Raw genomic sequence first — 22375 nt, 5'->3', positions numbered from 1 at the left:
TTTAATGCGATTAGAAAAAAAAGCTACTGTTGTATCCACCTCGGTTGCAGGCGCACTTGTTTTAATGAAAATGACAGTTGGCATCTTAAGTGGTTCTATTGCTGTTTTAGCATCTGCAATCGATAGTTTACTTGACCTTACTGTTTCATTATTTAATTATTTTGCTCTAAATACTGCAGAAAAAAATGCTGATGAGCAATTTAACTTTGGAAGAAACAAGATTGAACCACTTGCTGCTGTAATAGAAGGAACAGTTATCTCTCTATCTGCTATTTTCATACTTTATGAAGCTCTCGTTAAAATATTTCACCCAAGAGAGGTGGCATTTATGCAAAGTAGCATCTGGGTAATGTTGGTTTCTATTTTTATTACTTTTTTTTTAGTAATGTTCTTAAACTATGTTGCTAAAAAAACAAAAAATATGGTCATAAAAGCAGATGCACTTCATTACAAAACTGACCTTTTCTCAAATAGCGCAGTTCTAATTGCACTAGCTCTTATCTCAATGACAGGAGAACAATTAATAGACCCTGTTATAGGTATTGGGATAGCTATTTTTATGATTTACTCTTCTATTCCCATAATTAAAGAAGGTGTTTTAATGCTCTTAGATGCTGCTCTATCTCAAGAAGACATAGAAAACATAGAAAATATTTTAACAAATCAAGCAGATATTACTGATTATCATTTTCTTCAAACAAGGGAGTCTGGTTCACATATTTTTATTTCTGTTCATGCAGTTTTTAATGTAAGTATATCTCTATATGATGCACACACTATTACGGATAAAATAGAGCTAAAAATAAAAAATATTTTTGAAGATAAAATAGTTCATACTATAATTCATATGGACCCTTATGATGATTCAGAAATAAATGAGATAAAAAATGAGTATTAATTTTTATGCTCTAATCATAGGAACTGAAATCTTAAATGCACGACGAGAAGATAAGCATTTTAAATTTGTTCGTGATGAATTAAAAAAATATAATGAAGAACTTTTTGCCTCTTTTATTGTAAAAGATGATAAAGAACTTATGAAAAAAAGTTTTGAGCTTATTAAATCCGATAAAAACTCTGTACTTTTTTCTTTTGGTGGTATAGGCTCTACTCCTGATGATTTAACAAGAGAAGTAGCATCTGAAGTTTTTACACGCTTACCTTTAGTACGTCATAAAAAGTTTGAGAAAGATATTATAGATAGGTTTAAAGAAAAAGCCTATCCAAATAGAATTCACATGTCAGATTTACCTACAGATGCTAAGCTACTTTTCAATGAAATAAACAATATGTCTGGCTTTTCTTTAAATGATAGATTTTTCTTCACTCCTGGATTTCCAGAAATGGCACACCCAATGATAAAGAATGTTATAAAAAATATATGTGCTAAAAGTAAAAAGAAGTTTAGGTTTACTCTACTTGCTAAGACAAGTGAAGATACACTCATAGGGCAAATGAAACTTTTACCACCAAGTGTTGAGTTATCATCTCTACCTGTTTTTATAAATAAAAAACCTCAAGTTGAACTTTCACTTTGTGGTTATAAAGAAAAAGAAGTTAAAAAGTATTTTGAACTATTTATAAATGAACTTAAAAAATTCAAAGTGGATTACACTCTACTTTGAATCTTCATCTTTTTTATACATAAAACCAAAAGGAATTCGAACGATTTCAGGTTTATAACCAGTAAAACCACCCCAAATGGCAACTATACCTAAGCTTAACCATATTGGAGCACCTAGAAGATTTGCACCGAAATAAAGAGTTAAACTAACACCAACTATGATTAAAAAATCTACCATAGTATCTACAACTTTTGTACTTTTTTTTGGTTTTTCGATATTATTAGCTGGTTTTCTTTTTGACAAATTATTTCCTTGTTTTTGGCATTATAGCAAAGATTTTCAACTATTTAGCATATTGAACTGCTCTACTCTCTCGTATAACATTTACTTTTATCTCACCTGGATATTGAACTTTTTCTTCTATCTCTTTTGCAATTTCACCAGAAAGTAGTACAGACTCATCATCATTTACAAGAGTAGCATTTACTATAACACGAACTTCTCTACCTGCATTTATTGCGTAAGCTTGTTTTACTCCACTATGCTCAGATGCTATCTCTTCTATTTGAGTTACTCTTTTTAAGAAACTCTCTAATACCTCTCGTCTTGCTCCTGGTCTAGCTGCTGAGAGTGCATCTGCAGCACAAACTGCAGCACACTCTATGGAGTTTATATCTTCATGTCCATGATGAGCATAAATAGCATTTATAACAACACTATGCTCATCATAACGGCTGCATAAATTAGCACCTAAATCGACATGATTTCCATCATGTTCATGTGTTAAAGACTTTCCTATATCATGCAGTAATCCTGCTCTTTTTGCCAGTCTAACATCTCCACCCATTTCTCCAACCATCAAACCAGACAGATGTGAAACTTCTAGCGTATGAGCTAATGCATTTTGTCCATAACTTGCACGATACCTGAGTTTTCCAATAAGCTTCATTAACTCAGGATGCATAACACCGATATCCATATTGGCAACTATTTCTTCACCTTCACTAAGGATTCCAGCTTCAAACTCCTCATTTACTTTAGAGAAAATATCCTCTATCCTAGCAGGTTGAATTCGTCCATCTTCTATTAAAAGTTTTAAAGTTTTAGTTGCTATAGCACGACGATAAAGGTTAAAACTGCTTACAAGTATTGCATTTGGTGTATCATCAATAATAATATCAACGCCCATTAAGGTTTCAAGGGCTTTAATATTTCGACCCTCCTTCCCAATGATTCTACCTTTTAACTCATCATTATCTAGATGCACAAGAGAAGTTAATCTCTCAGATGCAAAATCTCCTGCAAAACGACTTGTCGCAACTGCAAGTATATAATTTGCTTTTTTCTTAGCCTCTTCTTTTGCTTGTATTTCATAACGCCTAACTATATGAGCAATATCACCACGAGATTTTTCTTCTATTTTTTTAAGTAAAACATCTTTTGCTTCATCTTGTGTCATGCCAGCACTATGCTCTATCGCATGTAAGGCTTCATCTATTTTTCTTTCATATTTATCTTTTAAAGATTTTAGTAATTTCTCATTTCTTTGCAAATCTATTTTTTTTGCTTGGATAGTTTTAGCTTCGGTATTTATTCTCTTATCTTCACTCTGTTTATAACGCTTAAAACTATTTTCTTTTCTAATTACATCATCTTCTCTTTGATGTAAATCTGCCTTTGCTCTGTCTTTTGCATTCTCATAATGTTTTGTAGCTTCTAACTCAATCTCTTTTGATTTGAGGTTTGACTTATGTAAAAGATGTTGTGCTTCATTTTCGATAGCACTTGCTTTTGCCTTTGCCTTATCTACGTAAATATCAAAATTAGCATTAGTAATTTTTTTAGAGATGAAAAATCCAATAAGCCCACTCACAGTGGCTATTGAGCCACCTAGCAGAACTTCATTTATCATTTTATTTCCTATTCTCTAACCAACATACCGTTTGGGTCTTATAGCAATTTTGGGTGTCAATAGTAAATCACACGCGATATCATATGAATCGCAAATATCTTCTTTAGTAAAACAAATTTCTGGTTGTATAAAAATTGTGTATGGTCTTTTTTTTAACTTTGCAAAGAAACGATCATACATTCCTTTTCCAAATCCTACTCTTTGTAATCTACCATCTTTGCTAGTCGCAACACCAACCGCAGGTACTATGGCTATATCAATTTTATTTATATTTTTTATCGTATTTCCCGCTTCATAAATTCCAAAATTCTTTCTTTTGAGCGGTAATCTAAATGGTACTATCTTAAAACTTGAATCTTGCATAAATGGTATCAATATTTCACAATTTTTACGCATTTTGTTAAGTGCTTTTCTTATATCTGCTTCAAATTCTAAAGGGTAATAAAATAGTATTTTTGCATTTTTAACATTTTTAAGTTCAAACATCAATCGTCTATTTATCATTGCATTACGATAATATCTACTCTCTTTGGGAGTATTTTTTATTTTTTTTATACAATTTTTTCTAAATATCGATTTTGTAAGAGGCATATAAAAACTTTCCGTTATAATTTCATATATTCTACTATAAAAAATAAAACAAAGGTCTTTTATGTTTAAAAAACTAACACTTTCGCTTATCTTAGCATCTACACTACTCTTTTTAGGTTGCAGTGATAATGATACTACTAAAGATGCAAATAGCATGGTTTCAGCAAATGAATATATACTTACATCTCTGGATAAAAAACAATATATTGTAAAAAAAGAGGGTTCTGGATTCGTATTAAAAGGAGCCCAAGGAAAAGTTATTATTTTTGATATTTTTGCAACTTGGTGTCCTCCATGTCGTGGAGCAGCAACTCATCTTAGCTCATTACAAAAAAAATACAAAGATGATTTAATTATCATTGGTATAAGCATTGAAGATAAAATTATTGATTCTAAACTTCAGGATTTCAGACAAAAATATGATGCAACTTATACTCTTGTAAATTCTGATCAAAATCGCCGTTTAGCTGATACTATTGTAAATGAGTTAAAACTTGGAGAGAGATATCCTATACCTATTATGGCACTTTATAAAGATGGAAAATATATAAATCATTACATTGGTACAATAGAAGAAGAACTTATAGAAAATGATATAAAACTAGCCTTAGAAAAGTAGGTAAAATTATGTTTGGTTTTATAAAAGAGTCATTATCTAAAACAGCTGAGGCTATAAAAAGTGTTGCTCCTAAAAAGAAAGTTTTTTTTACAAAAGATGAACTTGAAGATATTTTACTAGAAGCTGATGTTGAGTATGACTTAGTTGAAATAATTATTGAGCAAACATATCAGAGTAAAATAACTAGAGATGTTTTACGCTCAAAACTTTTAGCAACCTTGGCATACACAACTTACAAGGAGCCAGAATATACATCACCTTTTGTAGAACTTATAGTTGGAGTAAATGGAGCAGGAAAAACAACAACTATTTCCAAGTTAGCTCAAAGATATAAAAATGAAGGCAAAAAAGTTATCTTAGGTGCAGGGGATACTTTTCGTGCTGCGGCCATAGAACAACTAACACTTTGGTCAAAAAAATTAGATATTCCTATAGTATCATCCTCTCAAGGACATGATTCATCAGCCGTTGCCTATGATACTATTGACTCTGCAAAATCAAAAGGTTTTGACAATGTCATAATAGATACAGCGGGAAGACTTCATACTCAAGCAAACCTTTCAAATGAACTCAAAAAAATAAAGCGTATCTGTAATAAAGCTCATATTGCTTCCCCACATAGAACAGTTTTAGTCATAGATGGAACTCAAGGAAACTCAACTATTGCTCAAGCTAAAGCTTTTAATGAGATGATAGGCATAGATGGAATCATCATAACAAAGTTAGATGGAACTGCTAAAGGTGGTTCAGTTTTTTCAATTGCTTATGCACTTGAACTTCCTATCCTTTATGTAGGGACAGGAGAACAACCTGAAGACCTAGTTCCATTTGACAAGTATGAATTTGTTGATAGCTTACTTGATGCTATCTTTGAAGAAGTATCTTAGAGAAAAATACTTTTTTTTTGTTATAATAGTCTTGTGTTGAAAGAAATAGAAAAGTTAAAAGTACCTAGTTCTACTTTAAGAGTAGAGATAATCCATAATAATATTTATAGGCTTAATGAAAGATACGGGGGTCTAAAAAGTGCTTGAAAGTATGGTATATCAGGAGTAAACAAAGGTTAATTTATAAATGGCTGTACCCCAAGGGCAAGCTTCGTGCTCTTTTTACATACAAAAATTAGAAAAATATTTAAATCCATAACACTACAAATTTAATATCTAGTGGAGTATTTTCTCCAATGAAAAAACTGCTAAAAGTACATAATGGATTTACTAAAAACCTGAAGTTGAAAATAGTTGATGATTATTTAGACCCCCATATTTTTTATTAACACTCATTACATGACAAAATGTCATACTTTTACAATTTTTATTTTTAAAATCATATAATTTATAAATTCTAAAGATAGAGGTTAATTATGGCTAAGAAAAAAATTCTTTTTGAATGTCAACATTGTGGATTTACAACTCCTAAATGGATGGGAAAATGTACAAATTGTGGTGGTTGGGACTCTTTTATAGAACTCAATGAACATCAACAAGAAGTAGTAAAACAAACAAAGTCCTCATCAAGTAGATCTTCAAAAGCTGTAAGCATAAAAGCTATTGTAGAAACTGAAGTTTATAGGTTTAGTTCACTTGATCAAGAACTAGATGGTGTTCTTGGAGGTGGAGTTGTTCCAGGGTCATTAACTTTAATTGGTGGTAGTCCAGGAGTTGGAAAATCAACATTACTTCTAAAAGTTGCCTCTAATATAGCTTCTACAGGTAAAAATGTTCTCTATGTAACAGGAGAAGAATCAAGCGGACAGATTAAACTTAGAGCAAATCGCCTTAACTCAAATGTTGAAAATTTATATCTTTTGAATGAGATTAGATTAGAACAAGTTATAGTTGAATTGGAACATAAAGAATATGAATTCTTAATTATTGACTCTATTCAAACTATGTATTCTGAGAATATTTCATCTGCACCTGGTTCAGTAACACAAGTAAGACAAATCACTTTTGAGTTAATGAGGATTGCAAAAGAAAGAAACATTGCAATATTTATCATAGGTCATATCACAAAAGAAGGTTCTATAGCTGGTCCAAGAGTACTCGAACATATGGTAGATACTGTTTTGTATTTCGAAGGTGATAGTTCTCAAGAGTTACGAATACTTCGAGGTTTTAAAAATCGTTTTGGACCGACTAGTGAGATAGGTGTTTTTGAAATGAGAAGTGAAGGTTTAGTATCTGCTACAAATATATCTTCTCGTTTTTTTAACAGAAACTCTAAACAAGCTGGTTCAGCACTTACAGTTGTTATGGAAGGCTCTCGCCCTATAATTCTAGAAGTTCAAGCACTTGTTTCAGAATCACATACTCCCAATTCTAAAAGACAAGCTACTGGGTTTGATAATAATAGATTAAATATGCTCTTAGCTTTACTAGAGAGAAAACTTGAAATTCCACTATCTGGATATGATGTATTTATAAATATTACAGGTGGAATTAAAATTACAGAGACAAGTGCAGACTTAGCTGTTCTAGCAGCAATTTTAAGCAGCTTCAGAAACCGTGCTATATCAAAAGAAACTATTTTCATAGGAGAAGTTTCTCTTGTTGGGGATGTTAGAGAAGTTTTTGGACTTGATGCTAGATTAAAAGAGGCAAAGATGCAAAATATCACAAAAGTACTTTTATCTAAAAAACCATTAGAAAAAACGCCACTAAAAATATTTATTGTAGATGAAGTATCAAAGCTACTAGAATGGTATTAAAGAACTTTTAATATAAAATTTACTATAAAAAATGTATAATCTTCAAATATAACAAATGAAGGATATCAAATTGATAGATGCTGAGTTTAGAAGTGAAGAGAGATTTTCAAGATTATCATTAGCTTATAAAGGTGAAGAAGAAAAACAAAAAGTAGTAACTTGCATAGAAACAATAATATCAAAATACTCAATCAAACCTGAAACATATACAACAAGTATATCAAAAGGTAGAGAAGTGCTTGTTATTGAGTACCATGATGACATGGATAGAAAAGCTGGTGATATTTTTGAAAAAATTTTAAAAGTTTTAGAAATAAAAGAGTGTTGTTAAAAGGCCATATTTTGAACTTGAAAGCATATGCCAAAGGCAATAAACTATTTAGAAGCTATTTTAAAGAGAATAAAGAAGCTCTTTTAGCTCTTGTTAGCAGTGGACAAAGTCCAAAATCACTCTTTATTGGATGCTCTGACTCTAGAGTCATCCCAGATTTAATGATTCAGTCTGATCCAGGTGATTTATTTGTTATAAGAAATGTAGGAAATTTTGTTCCTCCTTATAAGCCTGATGAAGATTTTCACGCAACAGCATCTGGAATTGAGTATGCAGTTAGCATCTTAAAAATTAAAGAGATCATAATTTGTGGGCATACGCACTGTGGTGCTTGTAAATCTCTTTATGAAGATATAACTGATCCATCCCTTATACATACAAAAAAGTGGTTAGAACTTGGTGAAAGTGCAAAAACAACGGCCATTCTTAGCTTAGGTGCCAATGCTCCAAAAGAGAGTTTACTAAGATTAACAGAAAAATTATCTGTAATGAAACAAATCGAAAATATCTTAACTTACCCTGTTGTAAAAAAACGCTTTGAAGATGGTGATTTATCTATACATGGTTGGTATTACGATATTGCAACTGGTAATATCGACTACTATGATGCACAAAGTTATGAGTTTTTACCTTTAACAGACTTAACAAAGACAAGATGATTTATAAAAAATTTATAAATTCCGATATAATAAATACAATAACTAAGGAAATCTAAAATGGCTGAAGAAGAAAATAAAGAAGAGATAGCGTCAGAAGGCGCTTCAAAAGAAAAAGCATCTAGCAAAATGCTTATGATTATCATCATTGTTGTGTTAGTGCTTATAATTATTGGTGGTAGTGTAGTCGCTCTTTTATTAATGGGTGATGATGATGAAGCGATGGTACAAAGATCAGCATCACGGGCTAATGAAAAAAGTATAACAAAACCTAGAAAAAGTTCTGGAGATTATAGTAACTCAAGAAAATTGAGTGATATTGGTATCTTGTATCCAGTAGATACATTCACGGTAAACTTAAAAAGTGATGCTGGTCGTCGTTATCTAAAAGTAACTTTGTCTTTAGAATTACAAGGAGAAGAGTTAAGTTTAGAACTAGATAGTAAAGCTCCTGTTTTAAGAGATAGAATTATTAGAATTTTAACATCTAAATCATTAGAAGAAATTTCTTCAAAAAAGGGTAAACAAAAAGTTAGTGACCAAATTATGGATACTTTAAATGCAATGGTTTCAGATGGGACAATACAAGGTATATATTTTACAGAATTTGTTATTCAGTAGGCTAATTTAAACAAATTCCATTAAACCTATCAAAGCCCCTTTACGTAGGGGGTTTCTTATGAAATACTATCTTCACACTTAAGTAAAAAAAAGCAAAATTAACTACTAAAAGTGGGCTATAGGTGAACTTTTTTGTTCTCTATTCAACAATCCACCTGCGATATATGTTAAGTTTAACTATTGAATAATACCTAACTTTTTAAACTGTATGATTTTCTCTTTATACCTAAATCCAAACTATCTCCATTATAAACACCGACTGATATAACATCATCTAGGGAGTTAAAATACGCTAATTATAAACTTAAAAGTTCTTTTCTTAGATGTATATAGAAGGAATTATTCTATAACCGATGCCGTAAATGCTTTCTAGAGCGCTTTCTGGCAGTTTTTTTCTGAATTTTGAAACCAATTTTCTAATATTTTGAGTATCTAGATTTTCACTTAATGACCTAAAATGTTCTGATATAGCTTCATTTGAGTATATCTTTCCAATGTCATCACTTAATAATTGTATGAAAATTATTTCATATTTGGTTAAATAAACAATTTGAGAATTATTTGATAATGAACTATTTGACTTATCAAAAAAAACATTCTCACTGAAGTAAATTTTATTTGATTGTGTAGTAACTGGTTCCATTGATTTAGAGATAATTTTTTTAGAACTATTTAGTAAAGCTCTAAGAAGTTCTTGATAGTCAATAGGTTTTTTTATGAATTGTTCAATACCTAAATTAATAAGTGGCATAAGGTATCTAGAATCATCGTGAGCAGATAGTATAATTAAAAGTTGAGCTGGATTAATGTTGTATAAATTTGATGTTAATTCAACACCATTTATATTAGGCATCTGAATATCACTTAGAACTATGTCATAATACTTTGAAGTATTTTTATAATAATCTTTATATTTTTGAAGTGCAACTTTTCCATCTTCAGCCGAGTCAACTGTATCAAAAAAACTTTTTAAGATTTCTGACGTATTTTCTCTTAGTTCAGTGTGATCTTCAACAAATAGAATTGAAAATTTTTTTGTATATTGTAATATTTCTTTAGAAGTTAACATTTATTATTCTTTTTAAAGTTTATTTATAACTAAATAGTATATCAATTATTTATAATAATTTCAATAAAAATAGGTACAATATGCAAAAATTACTTCAAATACATAAAGATATGTTACAAAATATTAATAAAGAGCTAAAATGAACATAGTTATAAACGGTGAATTAAAAAAATTTAAAGATAGCATTACTTTAAACAAAGTACTTCAAGAGTTATCATTAGAAGGTAAGGTTATGGCTGCAGCTGTAAATATGAATATAGTAAAGCAAAATGAATGGGGTTCATATATAATGAAAGAGTCCGATAAGTTAGAATTACTAGATTTTGTTGGTGGTGGTTGATTTTAAGATTTGTTCTCCTCTAGAGCAACAACGGCAACTGCATAGTCACCATCGTGAGTGATAGATAAAGATGTGCTTTTAATATTAAAGTTTTTATTTATTCTTTGAGATAACTTTAGTATAGGAGCACCTTTGATAGTTTTAGATATTGTAATATCTTCAAATGAACACTCTTTTCCTATTCCAACTCCAAGTGCTTTTGCGGTAGCTTCTTTAGAAGCCCAAAAGCCAGATGCTGTTTTGTGATTTTTAACTAGTTTTATCTCTTCTTTGGATAAAAATCTAAGTAATGCTTTGTCTCCAAATCGCTCAATTAAGTGACTCATTCGAGAGATTTTTATAAGGTCTATACCAATCATTTACTGAATAACAAATTCTGAGTATTTTGTTAACATAAACTTGCTCCTTTGCCTTGTCATACATAGTTTTGAGTGTTTTCTATATTAGTAAAAAAAACTAAGTCCACTAAAAGACCACCTATTTTTTATAAACATTGTATACATAAAAAATTAATTGGCGAATTTATTTGAATAAAGGATGGTGGGTCCTATGTGACTCGAACACATGACCACTCCGTTATGAGCGGAGGGCTCTAACCAACTGAGCTAAAGACCCACTTTCTAGACTAAGCTTTCGCTTTGTAGGGCGAAATTATAGTCAAATTTTCCTTATATTTTTCTTTTATATGCTTCTATTCTTTGATTTTAAAAACTACGGCATAAAGTAATGGCACATAAATCAAGTTTAAAACTGTTGCCCATGCTATTCCAAAACCTAATGATATTGCCATTGGCTGGAGTATCATAGCTTGCCCTGAAGCAAAGAAAATGAGTGTTGATAGTCCTAGCACGGTTGTTAAAGAAGTCAGCAGAATAGGTCTTAACCTAGTTCCTGCTTTTTTCATCAACTCTTCAGTATCAGATGCATTTTTTATAAAGTTTACTACTATAAGACCATCGTTAACAACAACTCCTGCAAGACCGACTATTCCTATCATTCCTGGCATCGTCATATTTATACCCATTACCATATGCCCAAAATAAACACCAAGTAAAACCAAAGGAATTGTACTTATAACAATCAAAGATTTTTTTATAGAATCAAAAAGCCAAACAAGTGTTATGAAAATCAAAAATATTGCTATTACAGCAGATTGCATCATCTCTCTTTTGTTTTTGGCATTCTCTTGTTCTTCGCCTTTTACATCTACTTTAAAACCTTCACTTTTAAGTTTTTCAAATGTAGTGCTAAGTTCTTTAATAGCCTCTGCTGAAGTTATTATTTTTTTATCTAAAGTTGCTAGTACTGTTCTTATTCTAACTCCATCTTCTTTTTTAAGAGCCACAAAACCTTGAATCATTATAAAATCACATACCTCTCTTAAAAGAACAAACTGATTACTTGATGGTACTTGAACCTCAATTCTATCAATTGAGTCAATTTTTTTATTTATACCACTCTCAATTCTTATACGAACTAAACCTTCCGAGTTGAACATTTTTGCGTATTCACCTTTTAAGTAGTATGATCTTAATTCACTAGATATTCCCTCTTCATTAAAGCCCAACTGTTGTCCATACTCATTTACCCGAAGCTTTAACTCTTTTTCCCCTGGATTTGCATCATCTGAAACATTGCTTACTCCATCTATATTTTCTAAGGCATTTCTTAAATATTTCACTCCCTGTAAAATATCTTCTTCACTCTTTCCACTAAGACTCAACTCTATATCAGATGCCACAATACCTGCTCCTGGTACCTTTACAACAAGTTCTTCATAAACTAAATTGTTATCTTCTTTTAAAGTTTTAAACTTTGCTATTAATTTTTCAATATTTGAAGCAATTTTTTCTGCATCATTTTGTCTGGTTAATACTGTTGAATCATACTCAATTGACAAATAAGGGCTAATATATTTATCAAATAAATTTGTTGGTGCTCTCTCTTTTAAATCTATAAATATATGAAAAAGATTATCTCCAGTTTCCACCATATTTTTAGCATCCATTTTAAAACCGATTACTGAAGTTATGGAAGAAAAATCATTTTCATTTGTATTTGCTAAAAGTACTTTTTCTAGGTCTGTAACAATATTTTCTGTATCTTCTAGCTCGTTATTAATATTTACTTTTCCATATACATATATTTGAGTATTATCAAAATCTGGGAAAAGTTGAAACTTTGAATTTTTAATAAGAGCAAATGTCAAAAATAATATAGTTGTTACCATTACTATTAACGACAACCATTTACGCTTAAAAACAAAATGCAAAGTTTTACTATGAAGGGAACCTAACTTTTTCCATATTTTTTTGGTAAAACTTTCATCATGAGAAACTTTTAAAAAGTCATGTGCATGAAGTGGTAAAAAATAAAATGCTTCAAATAAAGACGAAAGTAAGAGAACAGTTATCATAATAGGAATAATTTTAATAAACATTCCCATTTCACCAGTAAGTAATAGCATCGGTAAAAAAGCAAAGATGGTTGTCAGTGTAGCAGTAAGAACAGCTGGAAACATCTCAGATGCACCAACAATAGCTGCTTCTCTTTTCTCCATACCTTCTTCTAAATGTCTATATATATTTTCAGCAACAACAATAGCTTCATCAACTAACATACCAAGAGCGATTAAAGCACCCAATAAAGATAGCATATTTAAACTATCTCCCATAAGTTCTGTCACTATCAAACCTGTCATAAAACTCACAGGAATTCCAATAGCAACAACCATAGCAATTCCACGGTTAATAAAAATAAGCATCGCTATAAACACTAACATAAGTCCAAAAGCAATATTGGCAAAGACAGTATTTAAACGATTTTTAATCCAAACAGAAGTATCTGTATAGATTTCATACTTTACTATTTCATCTTTAGTAGAGTATTTCTTCAACAATTCTCTTATCTGCTTAACAAGAGCAATAGCGTTTCCATCTTTAGACTTAGTAACATTTATGGAAACATTTCTAATGCCATTATAGTGAGAGAGTTCAGACTCATCACTTAGTTTAAATTCAACATCTGCGATATCGCCAATACGAACTCTAACTTCTCCTACACTTATAATGGTATTTTCAATTGATTCTTTAGACTTTTCTCCATTAAAAGTGGATATGTATAGATGCTTACCTTTTTCTTTTATAGTACCAATAGGAAATATTGAACTAATATTTTTTAGTGATAAAACAGCTTGAGCTGGGTTCAAACCAAATGCCATAAGTTTTTGCTCATTTAAAGTTATAACAACTTCATCATCAGCATCTCCACGAATTGTTATATCACTCAGGTCTTTAAACCTACTTAAATCACTCTTTAGTTCTTCAGCCAAAAGAAGTAACTCTTTTTTACTTCTATCTCCGGCTAAGGCTATTAAAACCAATGGGAAACTGTGTAGCTGTATTTTTGCTATCGGTTCAGCCATATCTGCTGGTAAATCTTTTCTAACTCCATTTAATATATCTTTTACATCACTAAGTACAGTTGCATTTTGTGAACCTGCTTTTATATCACTAATTATTGAAAAAAAGCCATTTTTTATAGTTGTTTTTATACTATCTAACTCATCAATATTTTGTAAATCATCTTCTATACTTTTAACAACCATTTTATCAAGTACATCTGCTGATGTTCCAACATACCCACCTGAGATAGTTATTTTATCCATATTCATTGGAGGGAATATCTCTTTTGGTATATTAATGTATGCAAAAATAGAAAGCAACATTATAAATGTTAGAAGTATGTGATTTAGTAGTGGTTTATCAATTGCAAATTCTAAAAAGCGACGAATCATTTTTAACCTTTAAAAAAGTGTGTCTAATATTTGATTTTTATATCTTATTGACTCAACGGAAGCCTTAATAAGTTTATTTTCTTCTATCAATATATCATACTCACCTTTTAACTTATATATTTCTCTACTTTTAAAATAAATTCTTTGTTGAATATATATTTTTGGGAAAAGTGTAATAGTTACAAAACTCATAATTAGCAAAACAAAAACAAGATATTGAAAATCAACTTTTTTCTTAACATTTAAAATTAGATCAACTTCTTCCAATAACTCATGTTTATCACTCATTGTTCGCCAATCTCAAAAACTCGCATCTTGGCACTTCTACTTCTTATATTGCTTTTAAGTTCATCTTTTTGTGCCATAAGTGGTTTTTTTGTTAAAATTTTTCCAAGTGTATTATCTCTTGAGCAACTACATCTCATCGCTTCAGCAGGACATATGCAGTTTTTTGACCATCTACTATATGTTTGTTTTACAATTCTGTCTTCAAGTGAATGAAAAGATATGATAGCTACAACTGTATCGCTAAACTTTGCTTCTTCTATGCTTTGTAAAAGTGACTTTAGTTCACCAAGTTCATCATTTACTTCTATGCGTATAGCTTGCATCAAAAGTGTTGCAGGATGAATTTTTTTTCCTTTTGGCAAGAGATGCATAAGGGCGTCACTTAATTCTTTCGCACAAGAAAAAGGTCTAGCATCTACGATGGCAGAAGCTATTTTTTTATAATTTCTAAGTTCACCATACTCAAATAATATTTTTTCTAACTCTTTGAGTGAATACTCATTAACAACAGTAGAAGCATTCAAAGGTGCATCTAAGTCCATTCTCATATCTAAGGTATTACTCTCGTAAGAAAACCCTCTCTCTTTTTGATCTAGCTGAAGTGATGAAACTCCTATATCAGCCAAAATCCCCTTAATATTATCAACTCCAACTTCTTGTATAATCTCTTTTACTACAGATGAAAAACGACCTTTTCGTATACTTACTCTATCCCCAAAATGTTTTAATCGTTTTGTTGAAAAATCTATGGCTGTTTGATCTTGGTCTATTGCCATTAATTTTATTTTTGAATTTGATTCTAGTATCATGGACGAGTGCCCACCATACCCCATAGTACAATCTATAATTACACCCTCTTGGATTGTTTGGAATGCAGATATTGTTTCTCTGTATAAAACGGGAATATGCGGAATATTTTGCAAAAAGACCTCTAATCAATTTTTAAGTAATTATACAGCATTTTTATTAATTCACTATATATTTAAAGGTAAAAAAAGATATAGTATATAAAAAAGTATCAAGGGAATAAATGATGTTTGAAATATACTTTAATGAAATAATAGCAACTATCGCAATATTAATAATAACAATTATTTATATAATTATTAAAAAATTACAAAAAAAAAATAATTTTCAACTAGAAGAACTTATAGAAAACAAAGACTCAATTAATGATAGATTTGACATAAAAAAAGAAAAAGTAACAAAGATTGTTAAAGAAATTGTACTTGATAGCGATGAAAAAAAAAGCTTTGAAAATATTCAAGAAAAAGAAACTTTACATGAAGAAAAAATAGAACAAACAATAAAAAGAGTAAAAAGGCCTGTTCCAAATATTGGCAAAATAACTAAAGAAAACTTTAAACTATTTGCAGGACAAAGAATTTTAGTTGCGGAAGACAATATAATTAATCAAAAAGTAATTACAGGACTCTTTACTGGTTCAGGTATAGATATTACTTTGGCTGATGATGGACAATTTGCACTTGATATATTAGAAAAAGATTTAAATTATGACTTTATTCTAATGGATGTACACATGCCACGAATAAGTGGATTTGAAGCAAGCAAGAGAATAAGAAAAAACTCTAAATATAATCATATAGTTATTATTTCACTAAGTGGTGATGTTGCAACTGATGATGTTAGAAAAATGACAGAAGCTGGAATGGAGGAGCACCTAGAAAAACCATTAAGAATGGAAGCACTTTATAAAATATTATATGCGTATTCTAAAGATACTTCTAAACAAAATAATACAAAAGAGCTTGAAATTCAAAGTGGTTTAAATATATGTGGTGACGATGAAGAATTTTACTTTGAAATACTCAATGAGTTTGTCAATACATACACCAAATCTCCGAATGCAATAAAAACTTTTTTAAACAACAAAAAAATGATTGAGGCAGATAAATATCTACTGGATTTAAGTGGCATAAGTGCAAATATTGGAGCAAATAACATAAGCAAAATAGTTTTAGATTTAAAAATGGCTATAACTACTCCAAAAGATAGAAGGTATGTTGAACTATTTAAAAATTATGTTCACTCTCTTCATATTCTACTAAAAGAGATTAAGACATATAAGTCTTAAGCCCCTCCAAGAGCTTTTTTAACATTATCATCAGCCATTGTAATATTCCATACTGGTTCCCAAACAACTTCTACTTCAACTTCTCTTATATTAGCCATTTTTTCTACTGACTCTTTTACCCATTGTTGTATCATTTGATGCATAGGACAAGCCTTTGTAGAAAGAGTCATAGTTACATTTGCATTTCCTTCATCATCACACTCAGCATCGTATATAAGTCCCATTTCAACAAGATTAAAACCAACTTCTGGGTCTATAACAGTAGAGATAGCTAAAAATAATTCTTCTTTTGAGTACATCATAATTAAAATTCCTTAATTTTATTTTATACCCTCAAGGGGCACCTTGTAAAATGAAGGAAACCCTTCATCTTTTTATTACGGTATCGGAAGTAATTCCGATACCTACGCTAACGCTTTATTTTCTTCGGCAGAAAGCCCAAAACACTAGTGTTTTACTTTATAGTTTATCATATATAAAACATTTCTAACAAGCGCCATTGCACCCACAACTAAAAATGAAGCACCTGCTTTTATTAGTGTTTCATTCTGCATCAAAATTGCAATAGCTACTGTACTAACTCCAATAGCACAAAAAACAAATTGTGCATGAGAGCTTTTCTTTGGTAACATATCTGCTAACATCGGTACTTTTTCTTTTCCAACAAGTGGAGAAAAACGCTCAAACCAGACAAGGAATGGAACTATTTTATAAATATGTCCTGTTATTGCAAAACCAAAAAATCCAAAAAATAAAAGCCAAGCACTAGTAAGTAGTAGAATCTCATTAGACAATATTAGATATGCTACTCCAAAAACCAAAGAAATTATCATTGAAAAGTAAGCATACATAAGTGACATAACATATATATCTATTTCTTTTCTTGCTCTTGTTTTAAAAATTGTATATGTAAGATAAAAATATAACAGCATAGATGCTACAGCTAATGCATAAGCTAGATATTCTATAAATAAGTATTCAACAAATGATGAAACTACTACTAATATGATTGAAATACTCATCAAAGTAATAGATATGTGAAGTGGTTTCATTGAAAATCCATGAGAGAGTCCAAACATTGGCAGTAGAACAACAGATAAGCCCATAAGTGTTATAGTTATATAACCCCCTATTACTAAATAAACATGTGATCGAAGAAGAGTAATAATATCTATGTCAATAGTTCCTGAATAGCCTAGAGCCATCACAAGACCGAAAATAATACCAAAAAACAAAAATGTATTTGAGATTAGAACACTACTTATTACTACATTTAATTTTTTTACTTTTCTCATGGTTGCAAAAATTTCCATAACAAATAGCATCATAGAAATTAAAACTACTGTTCCACCATATGGTAAAAATGAAGGATATGCAATAAATCCAAGAACCATTAAAATAACACCAATACCAAGAAGTGGCCAAATAATATAAAAGAGTTCAACTGCAGCATGACCTACTTCTAGTACAACTGGTACTAACTGTGCCATAGCCCCAAAAACAACCATCATAACAAAACCTAGTAGATATAAATGTACCAAGCTTAAAACTTTTGTATCTAACATGAAAAGATTTTCAGATGAAAAAGAAAATATTGAAAAAGAAGCTAATAAGTAAAACAGACTCCCCAAAATAAAGAATGGAGAGATAAGTTTAAATGGAGGTGCAAAATCTTGCGAGATAGAAAACATTTTATTCTTTTAGTGACAAGCTGTTTGAGTTAAATCAGAATCAATACCTGCGTTTACATTTGAAAAAGTTATTTTAACTAAACCACCATCTACATTCTCTGCACTATGAGCTATATCTGCTTCAAGCTTTGCAAATAATCCACCAGGTGCTTTATGATTGATCATAACTAAAGTGTTATTAGTATTTTTAATAAGTTTTAAACCGCTCATTGCGTTTACCATTGGATCTGGTGGTCCACATTTTGATGTATCGAAGTAGTATGTACTTGAAGTATTTTTTACTAATTCAAAAAAATCAACAGTTGCTCCATTTACTTCAATTTTAACAGCTTCACTTGGAATTAATGACATGATATTATCCTTTTTTTTGTTAAGCATATTCTAGTAAATATTTGTTGATTTAGCATTGATTTGTATCAACTTTACCTAATTTGTCCACTTCCATAAATTTTAAATTTATAAGTAGTTAGTCCTTCTATCCCCATAGGTCCACGTGCATGAAGTTTATTTGTACTTATACCTACTTCTGCTCCAAAACCAAAAGCTCCACCATCTGTAAAACGAGTTGAAGCATTAACATATACAGCAGCAGCATCTATCGCATTTAAAAACTTCTCAGCTGTTGTAATATCTTCCGTTATAATAGCTTCAGAATGACCTGATCCAAACTTAACAATATGCTCAATAGCACCTTGGACTCCATCAACAACTTTTATATTTAATATATTGTCTAAATATTCCGTATCATAATCTTCATCAGTAGCATTCTCAACTTTAATAATTGCCTGAGTATTAACGCAACCTTTTAACAGTGTACCCTCTTTATCAAACTCTTTTTTTAACTCAACTAAAGCTATTTTAGCTATCTCTTTATCAACCAAAAGTGTTTCCATCGCGTTACAAACTCCAGGTCGTTGAACCTTTGCATTTATAGATATAGCAATAGCATCATCAAGTTTTGCATCCTTATCTATGTAAGTATGACACTGCCCTTTATCATGTTTAACTACACTTACTGTTGCATTATCTCCAACATATTTGATAAGCCCTGCTCCACCACGAGGAATAATCAAATCAACATATTTATCCATCTTAATTAATTTAGCAACCCCTTCTCTTGAAGAATCTTCTAATAGTGAGATTAAAGCAGTTGGTAAATCATTTTTAGCTAAAACACTTTGAAGAACTCTAGCTATCGCTCTATTTGAATTTTCGGCTTCTTTTCCACCTTTTAGAACACAAACATTAGAACTTTTAAAACATAAAGCTGCTGTATCACTTGTAACATTAGGTCGCGATTCGTAGATGATACCAATTACACCTATTGGAATAGTTACTTTTTGAATATTAAGTCCATCATCTGTAACCCAACCATCTAAAACTTTACCAACAGGCTCTTTTAGTGCAGCAATTTCTTCTATTGCTACTGCCATGCCATCTATGCGTTCTTCATCTAAAAAAAGTCTATCCATCAATGCTTCTGAAAGATTATTTTTTTCTCCATCTGCCATATCAAGTGCATTTGCAACAAGTAAATCTTTTGTATTTTCTCTTATTGCTGTTGCCATCTCATTTAAAAGTATCTTTTTTTTAGCTCCACTTATTGAAGATAATATTCTACTTGCATTTTTTGCTTCTTGTAAAAACTGTTCCATATTTTTGCCTTGAATTTTATAATGCTATAATATCATAAAAACTCAAGGAATATAATGAAAACTATCACTTTTATAGGGAATGGAAATATGGCATTAAGTATTGCAAAAGGCTTAAAAAACAACTACCATATCCAAGTCGTTGGAAGAAGTTTTGAAAAAATTGATATGTTTGAGAAGAAACTTGGCGTTAATATACAAAAAGCTCTACTAGATGATTTTGACATGAGTGATAAGACTATACTTTTATGCGTAAAACCTGCAAATGTTGAAGAAATTTCTAGAAGGTTAAAAGGTAAAGCTAGAGTTATATTTTCTGTTTTAGCAGGAACATCATTAAGCAAAATAAGAGAAAACCTAGATCCATTAGCTGTTGTAAGAACGATGCCAAATTTAGCAGCAAGTGTAAATAAATCTATGACAACACTTACTGGGGATGAAGGGTTTAAAGAAGAAGCTTTAGAACTACTAGGAACAATTGGAACTACAAGGTGGCTAAGTAGTGAAAAAGAGATAGACATAGCAACTGCTTTAGCTGGTAGTGGTCCAGCATATCTTGCTTTAATTGCTGAAGCTTTAGCAGATGGAGCAGTCCAACAAGGACTAAAAAGAGATGACGCAATGGCTATTATGAGAGGTTTATTTAATGGCTTTGGTGGTTTAATACAAGACATTCATCCAGCTATACTAAAAGATGGAGTAATGAGTCCAGGTGGCACAACTGCTGCTGGTTATGTTGCTCTAGAAAATGGTAAAGTCAGAGGGGCTTGTATAGATGCTATAAGTAAGGCGTATAAAAGAGCCACAGAGTTGTAAAACTCTTTAGGCCTTATTTGGCAAGTAGCCTATTCTAAATCCACCCCAATGTTTTCCATTGATATATATTGGAACAGATAAATCATGCATTGTTTCACCAGTATCTCTTAAATAAGTTTGCAAAAGAAGTCTTTTAGTGTGACTACCACATCTAGAACCTGTTCTATCATCATAAATTCTTTTACTTCTATTCCCAACTAAATCCTTATCATAGTCTCCAGTTAGAGGCTGAGCAAATTTATTGTTATGAGTAGGAACATAACCCTTGTTATCTGTTACAATCGCATAACCTACAGTTTTATCCAAGAGAACTTTTTCTTGGATAGCAGGCAAATTTGTATCACAAAATTTATCATAAGCTGTTGAGAATTTCTGAGGGCTTGTATTTTCTATTTGTTTATAGTTTCTATCAAATAAATTACTTTCGCTTAACTGCCCTTTTTTAATAGCATCTTCAAATAATTTTTCTATCTTAGAGGCAGCATTTGTTCCAAGATTATAAATATTTTCATGATATTCATCTAGAGCAAATTCACTAACAGACTCATAAGAGCTTTCAGCTGCATATATAAGCTCATGTGTTGATTCAGATATTTTCTTCATCTCCACAGTACCTTCTTGCAACCCAATACTAAATTCTTTAATTGAAGTGGCTATCTCATTTACATCACTATTGTTAGTTGAAGCATTACTAGCAATTTGACTTATTTTCTCTTCTATATATTTTGATTGCTCTAAGAAATCATTAATTTGTGATGCCACTTCTTCTATTCTACTTACACCATCACCAATCTGAACTGAGAGTGTTTTTATCTCTTTTGTAACTTCTTCTGTATCTTCTTGCATTTGACTTATAGACATATCTACTTCACGAGTTGCATCTACAGTCTTTTCTGCTAAGTTTCTAACTTCTTCTGCAACAACTGCAAAACCACGACCATGTTCACCTGCACGAGCTGCTTCTATAGCAGCATTTAATGCTAATAAGTTTGTTCCTTCTGCGATATCATCAATAACATCAGTCACTCTTTTAATATCAACAGATTTTTTACTTAACTCTGAAACTTTTTGAGATGCACTTAAAACAACTTCATTTATATTTTGCATACTGCTTATGATATCTTGTAAGTCTTTTTGACTCTGAATACTTCCCTTCATAGTTTTAGTTGTAAAAGTGGCAGCTTCTTCAGCATTTTGAGTAACACTTGTAATATTTTGCATAACTTTACTAGTTGTACCAGAGATTACTTCAACAGTTTGTGCTTGTTGATCTAATTTATTTGATAATTTATCGATTGAGCCCGATAAGTCTGCTGTATATATCGAGTTTTTTCCAGCATCAATTGATAATATTTCTGCCATATTCATAAGTAAGTCTAAAGTTTGATATATTTTATTGTAAAAGGCACGAACGAAAACTGTTTTTGACTCCAGTTGCACAAATTTTTTCTTATATTCTCTTTGTTTTTTAAAATTTCTAGTAGAGAATTTATCTAATACATCTGCACTTTCTATAATTGGCTTAAACATTAGTATGTGAAAACCAAGAACAGTAATGGATGACCCAAGAAATGAAAATATTAAAATAAAAGGTAATCCAAGACTAAATTCAGAAAAGAGAAT

Annotated in this window: 23 protein-coding genes, 1 tRNA gene and 1 pseudogene; 11 read left to right on the top strand and 14 right to left on the bottom strand. The window is 30.8% G+C overall.

Annotated features, from left to right (window positions below; translation table 11 throughout):
• The first annotated feature begins 4 nt into the window (after positions 1-4).
• A complete protein-coding gene (locus MOV42_RS05445; protein ID WP_324172765.1) occupies positions 5-898 on the top strand; it encodes a cation diffusion facilitator family transporter in 894 nt (297 codons plus the stop codon).
• Positions 888-1625: a competence/damage-inducible protein A gene (locus tag MOV42_RS05440; RefSeq protein WP_324172764.1), complete on the top strand. Its 738-nt coding sequence runs from the start codon at positions 888-890 to the stop codon at positions 1623-1625. Before MOV42_RS05445 ends, MOV42_RS05440 begins: the two co-directional genes overlap by 11 nt.
• On the opposite strand, the gene MOV42_RS05435 is transcribed toward MOV42_RS05440, so the two are convergent.
• From MOV42_RS05435 to MOV42_RS05425, 3 genes are read right to left on the bottom strand one after another with little or no spacing between them, the layout of a single operon-like run.
• Positions 1617-1868 carry a hypothetical protein gene (locus MOV42_RS05435; protein ID WP_324172763.1) on the bottom strand — a complete coding sequence of 84 codons (252 nt, stop codon included), beginning with the start codon at positions 1866-1868 and terminating at the stop codon, positions 1617-1619. The two genes, MOV42_RS05440 and MOV42_RS05435, sit on opposite strands and share 9 nt — an antisense overlap.
• 40 nt (positions 1869-1908) lie before the next feature.
• Complete coding sequence (gene rny / locus MOV42_RS05430) at positions 1909-3474, bottom strand: ribonuclease Y (RefSeq protein WP_416385447.1); 1566 nt, start codon at positions 3472-3474, stop codon at positions 1909-1911.
• Between the two features lie 18 nt (positions 3475-3492).
• On the bottom strand, positions 3493-4068 hold the full coding sequence (locus MOV42_RS05425; RefSeq protein WP_324172761.1) for a 5-formyltetrahydrofolate cyclo-ligase: 576 nt from the start codon (positions 4066-4068) through the stop codon (positions 3493-3495).
• Between the two features lie 61 nt (positions 4069-4129).
• Here MOV42_RS05425 and MOV42_RS05420 point away from each other — a divergent pair, with 61 nt between their 5' ends.
• The 6 genes from MOV42_RS05420 to fliL all read left to right on the top strand — a co-directional run bounded on the left by MOV42_RS05420 (position 4130) and on the right by fliL (position 9005).
• Positions 4130-4687 (top strand): TlpA disulfide reductase family protein, encoded by a 558-nt coding sequence (locus MOV42_RS05420; protein WP_324172760.1) that lies wholly within the window; start codon positions 4130-4132, stop codon positions 4685-4687.
• An 8-nt stretch (positions 4688-4695) separates the two neighbouring features.
• Positions 4696-5574, top strand: coding sequence for a signal recognition particle-docking protein FtsY (ftsY, locus tag MOV42_RS05415; RefSeq protein WP_324172759.1), 879 nt, complete (start codon positions 4696-4698; stop codon positions 5572-5574).
• Positions 5575-6050: 476 nt separating this feature from the next.
• Positions 6051-7397: a DNA repair protein RadA gene (gene radA, locus MOV42_RS05410; RefSeq protein ID WP_324172758.1), complete on the top strand. Its 1347-nt coding sequence runs from the start codon at positions 6051-6053 to the stop codon at positions 7395-7397.
• 55 nt (positions 7398-7452) lie between these two features.
• Positions 7453-7728, top strand: coding sequence for a hypothetical protein (locus MOV42_RS05405; protein ID WP_324172757.1), 276 nt, complete (start codon positions 7453-7455; stop codon positions 7726-7728).
• Positions 7729-7739: 11 nt separating this feature from the next.
• Positions 7740-8387 (top strand): carbonic anhydrase, encoded by a 648-nt coding sequence (locus tag MOV42_RS05400; RefSeq protein WP_324172756.1) that lies wholly within the window; start codon positions 7740-7742, stop codon positions 8385-8387.
• Positions 8388-8444: 57 nt separating this feature from the next.
• Entirely contained in the window at positions 8445-9005 is a 561-nt protein-coding gene (gene fliL, locus MOV42_RS05395) for a flagellar basal body-associated protein FliL (protein WP_324172755.1), read from the top strand.
• A gap of 319 nt (positions 9006-9324) precedes the next feature.
• Here fliL and MOV42_RS05390 read toward each other — a convergent pair whose 3' ends face one another.
• Positions 9325-10074: a response regulator transcription factor gene (locus tag MOV42_RS05390; protein ID WP_324172754.1), complete on the bottom strand. Its 750-nt coding sequence runs from the start codon at positions 10072-10074 to the stop codon at positions 9325-9327.
• Positions 10075-10213: 139 nt separating this feature from the next.
• Here MOV42_RS05390 and thiS point away from each other — a divergent pair, with 139 nt between their 5' ends.
• Entirely contained in the window at positions 10214-10414 is a 201-nt protein-coding gene (gene thiS / locus MOV42_RS05385) for a sulfur carrier protein ThiS (protein ID WP_324172753.1), read from the top strand.
• 2 nt (positions 10415-10416) lie between these two features.
• Here thiS and acpS read toward each other — a convergent pair whose 3' ends face one another.
• The 5 genes from acpS to rsmH all read right to left on the bottom strand — a co-directional run bounded on the left by acpS (position 10417) and on the right by rsmH (position 15421).
• Complete coding sequence (acpS, locus tag MOV42_RS05380) at positions 10417-10773, bottom strand: holo-ACP synthase (protein WP_324172752.1); 357 nt, start codon at positions 10771-10773, stop codon at positions 10417-10419.
• A gap of 179 nt (positions 10774-10952) precedes the next feature.
• Positions 10953-11029 (bottom strand) — tRNA-Ile (locus MOV42_RS05375).
• A 76-nt stretch (positions 11030-11105) separates the two neighbouring features.
• The gene (locus MOV42_RS05370; protein ID WP_324172751.1) at positions 11106-14210 is read right to left on the bottom strand and encodes an efflux RND transporter permease subunit; all 3105 of its coding nucleotides are present in this window, start codon (positions 14208-14210) and stop codon (positions 11106-11108) included.
• Positions 14211-14219: 9 nt separating this feature from the next.
• Positions 14220-14498, bottom strand: a complete 279-nt coding sequence (locus tag MOV42_RS05365; protein ID WP_324172750.1) for a hypothetical protein — start codon at positions 14496-14498, stop codon at positions 14220-14222.
• Entirely contained in the window at positions 14495-15421 is a 927-nt protein-coding gene (rsmH, locus tag MOV42_RS05360; protein WP_324172749.1) for a 16S rRNA (cytosine(1402)-N(4))-methyltransferase RsmH, read from the bottom strand. Before rsmH ends, MOV42_RS05365 begins: the two co-directional genes overlap by 4 nt.
• 107 nt (positions 15422-15528) lie before the next feature.
• Here rsmH and MOV42_RS05355 point away from each other — a divergent pair, with 107 nt between their 5' ends.
• Entirely contained in the window at positions 15529-16593 is a 1065-nt protein-coding gene (locus MOV42_RS05355) for a response regulator (protein ID WP_324172748.1), read from the top strand.
• Here MOV42_RS05355 and MOV42_RS05350 read toward each other — a convergent pair.
• The 4 genes from MOV42_RS05350 to MOV42_RS05335 form a co-directional block, all read right to left on the bottom strand.
• Positions 16590-16892, bottom strand: a complete 303-nt coding sequence (locus MOV42_RS05350) for a metal-sulfur cluster assembly factor (RefSeq protein ID WP_324173004.1) — start codon at positions 16890-16892, stop codon at positions 16590-16592. The genes MOV42_RS05355 and MOV42_RS05350 overlap by 4 nt on opposite strands.
• A 147-nt stretch (positions 16893-17039) precedes the next feature.
• Positions 17040-18284 (bottom strand): hypothetical protein, encoded by a 1245-nt coding sequence (locus MOV42_RS05345; RefSeq protein WP_324172747.1) that lies wholly within the window; start codon positions 18282-18284, stop codon positions 17040-17042.
• A 9-nt stretch (positions 18285-18293) separates the two neighbouring features.
• A complete protein-coding gene (locus MOV42_RS05340) occupies positions 18294-18635 on the bottom strand; it encodes a hypothetical protein (RefSeq protein WP_324172746.1) in 342 nt (113 codons plus the stop codon).
• Between the two features lie 71 nt (positions 18636-18706).
• Positions 18707-19939 carry a glutamate-5-semialdehyde dehydrogenase gene (locus MOV42_RS05335; protein WP_324172745.1) on the bottom strand — a complete coding sequence of 411 codons (1233 nt, stop codon included), beginning with the start codon at positions 19937-19939 and terminating at the stop codon, positions 18707-18709.
• Between the two features lie 54 nt (positions 19940-19993).
• Between MOV42_RS05335 and MOV42_RS05330 the strand changes: the two genes are divergently transcribed.
• Positions 19994-20752 (top strand): pyrroline-5-carboxylate reductase, encoded by a 759-nt coding sequence (locus MOV42_RS05330; protein ID WP_324172744.1) that lies wholly within the window; start codon positions 19994-19996, stop codon positions 20750-20752.
• A 6-nt stretch (positions 20753-20758) separates the two neighbouring features.
• On the opposite strand, the pseudogene MOV42_RS13980 reads toward MOV42_RS05330, so the two are convergent.
• Positions 20759-21793: pseudogene (locus MOV42_RS13980) on the bottom strand (methyl-accepting chemotaxis protein); the annotation flags it as partial.
• Positions 21794-22375 lie beyond the last annotated feature (582 nt).

It is taken from the genome of Sulfurimonas sp., from assembly GCF_029027405.1.
Lineage (GTDB): Bacteria > Campylobacterota > Campylobacteria > Campylobacterales > Sulfurimonadaceae > Sulfurimonas.
This window is presented reverse-complemented; position numbering and strand designations above follow the sequence as displayed.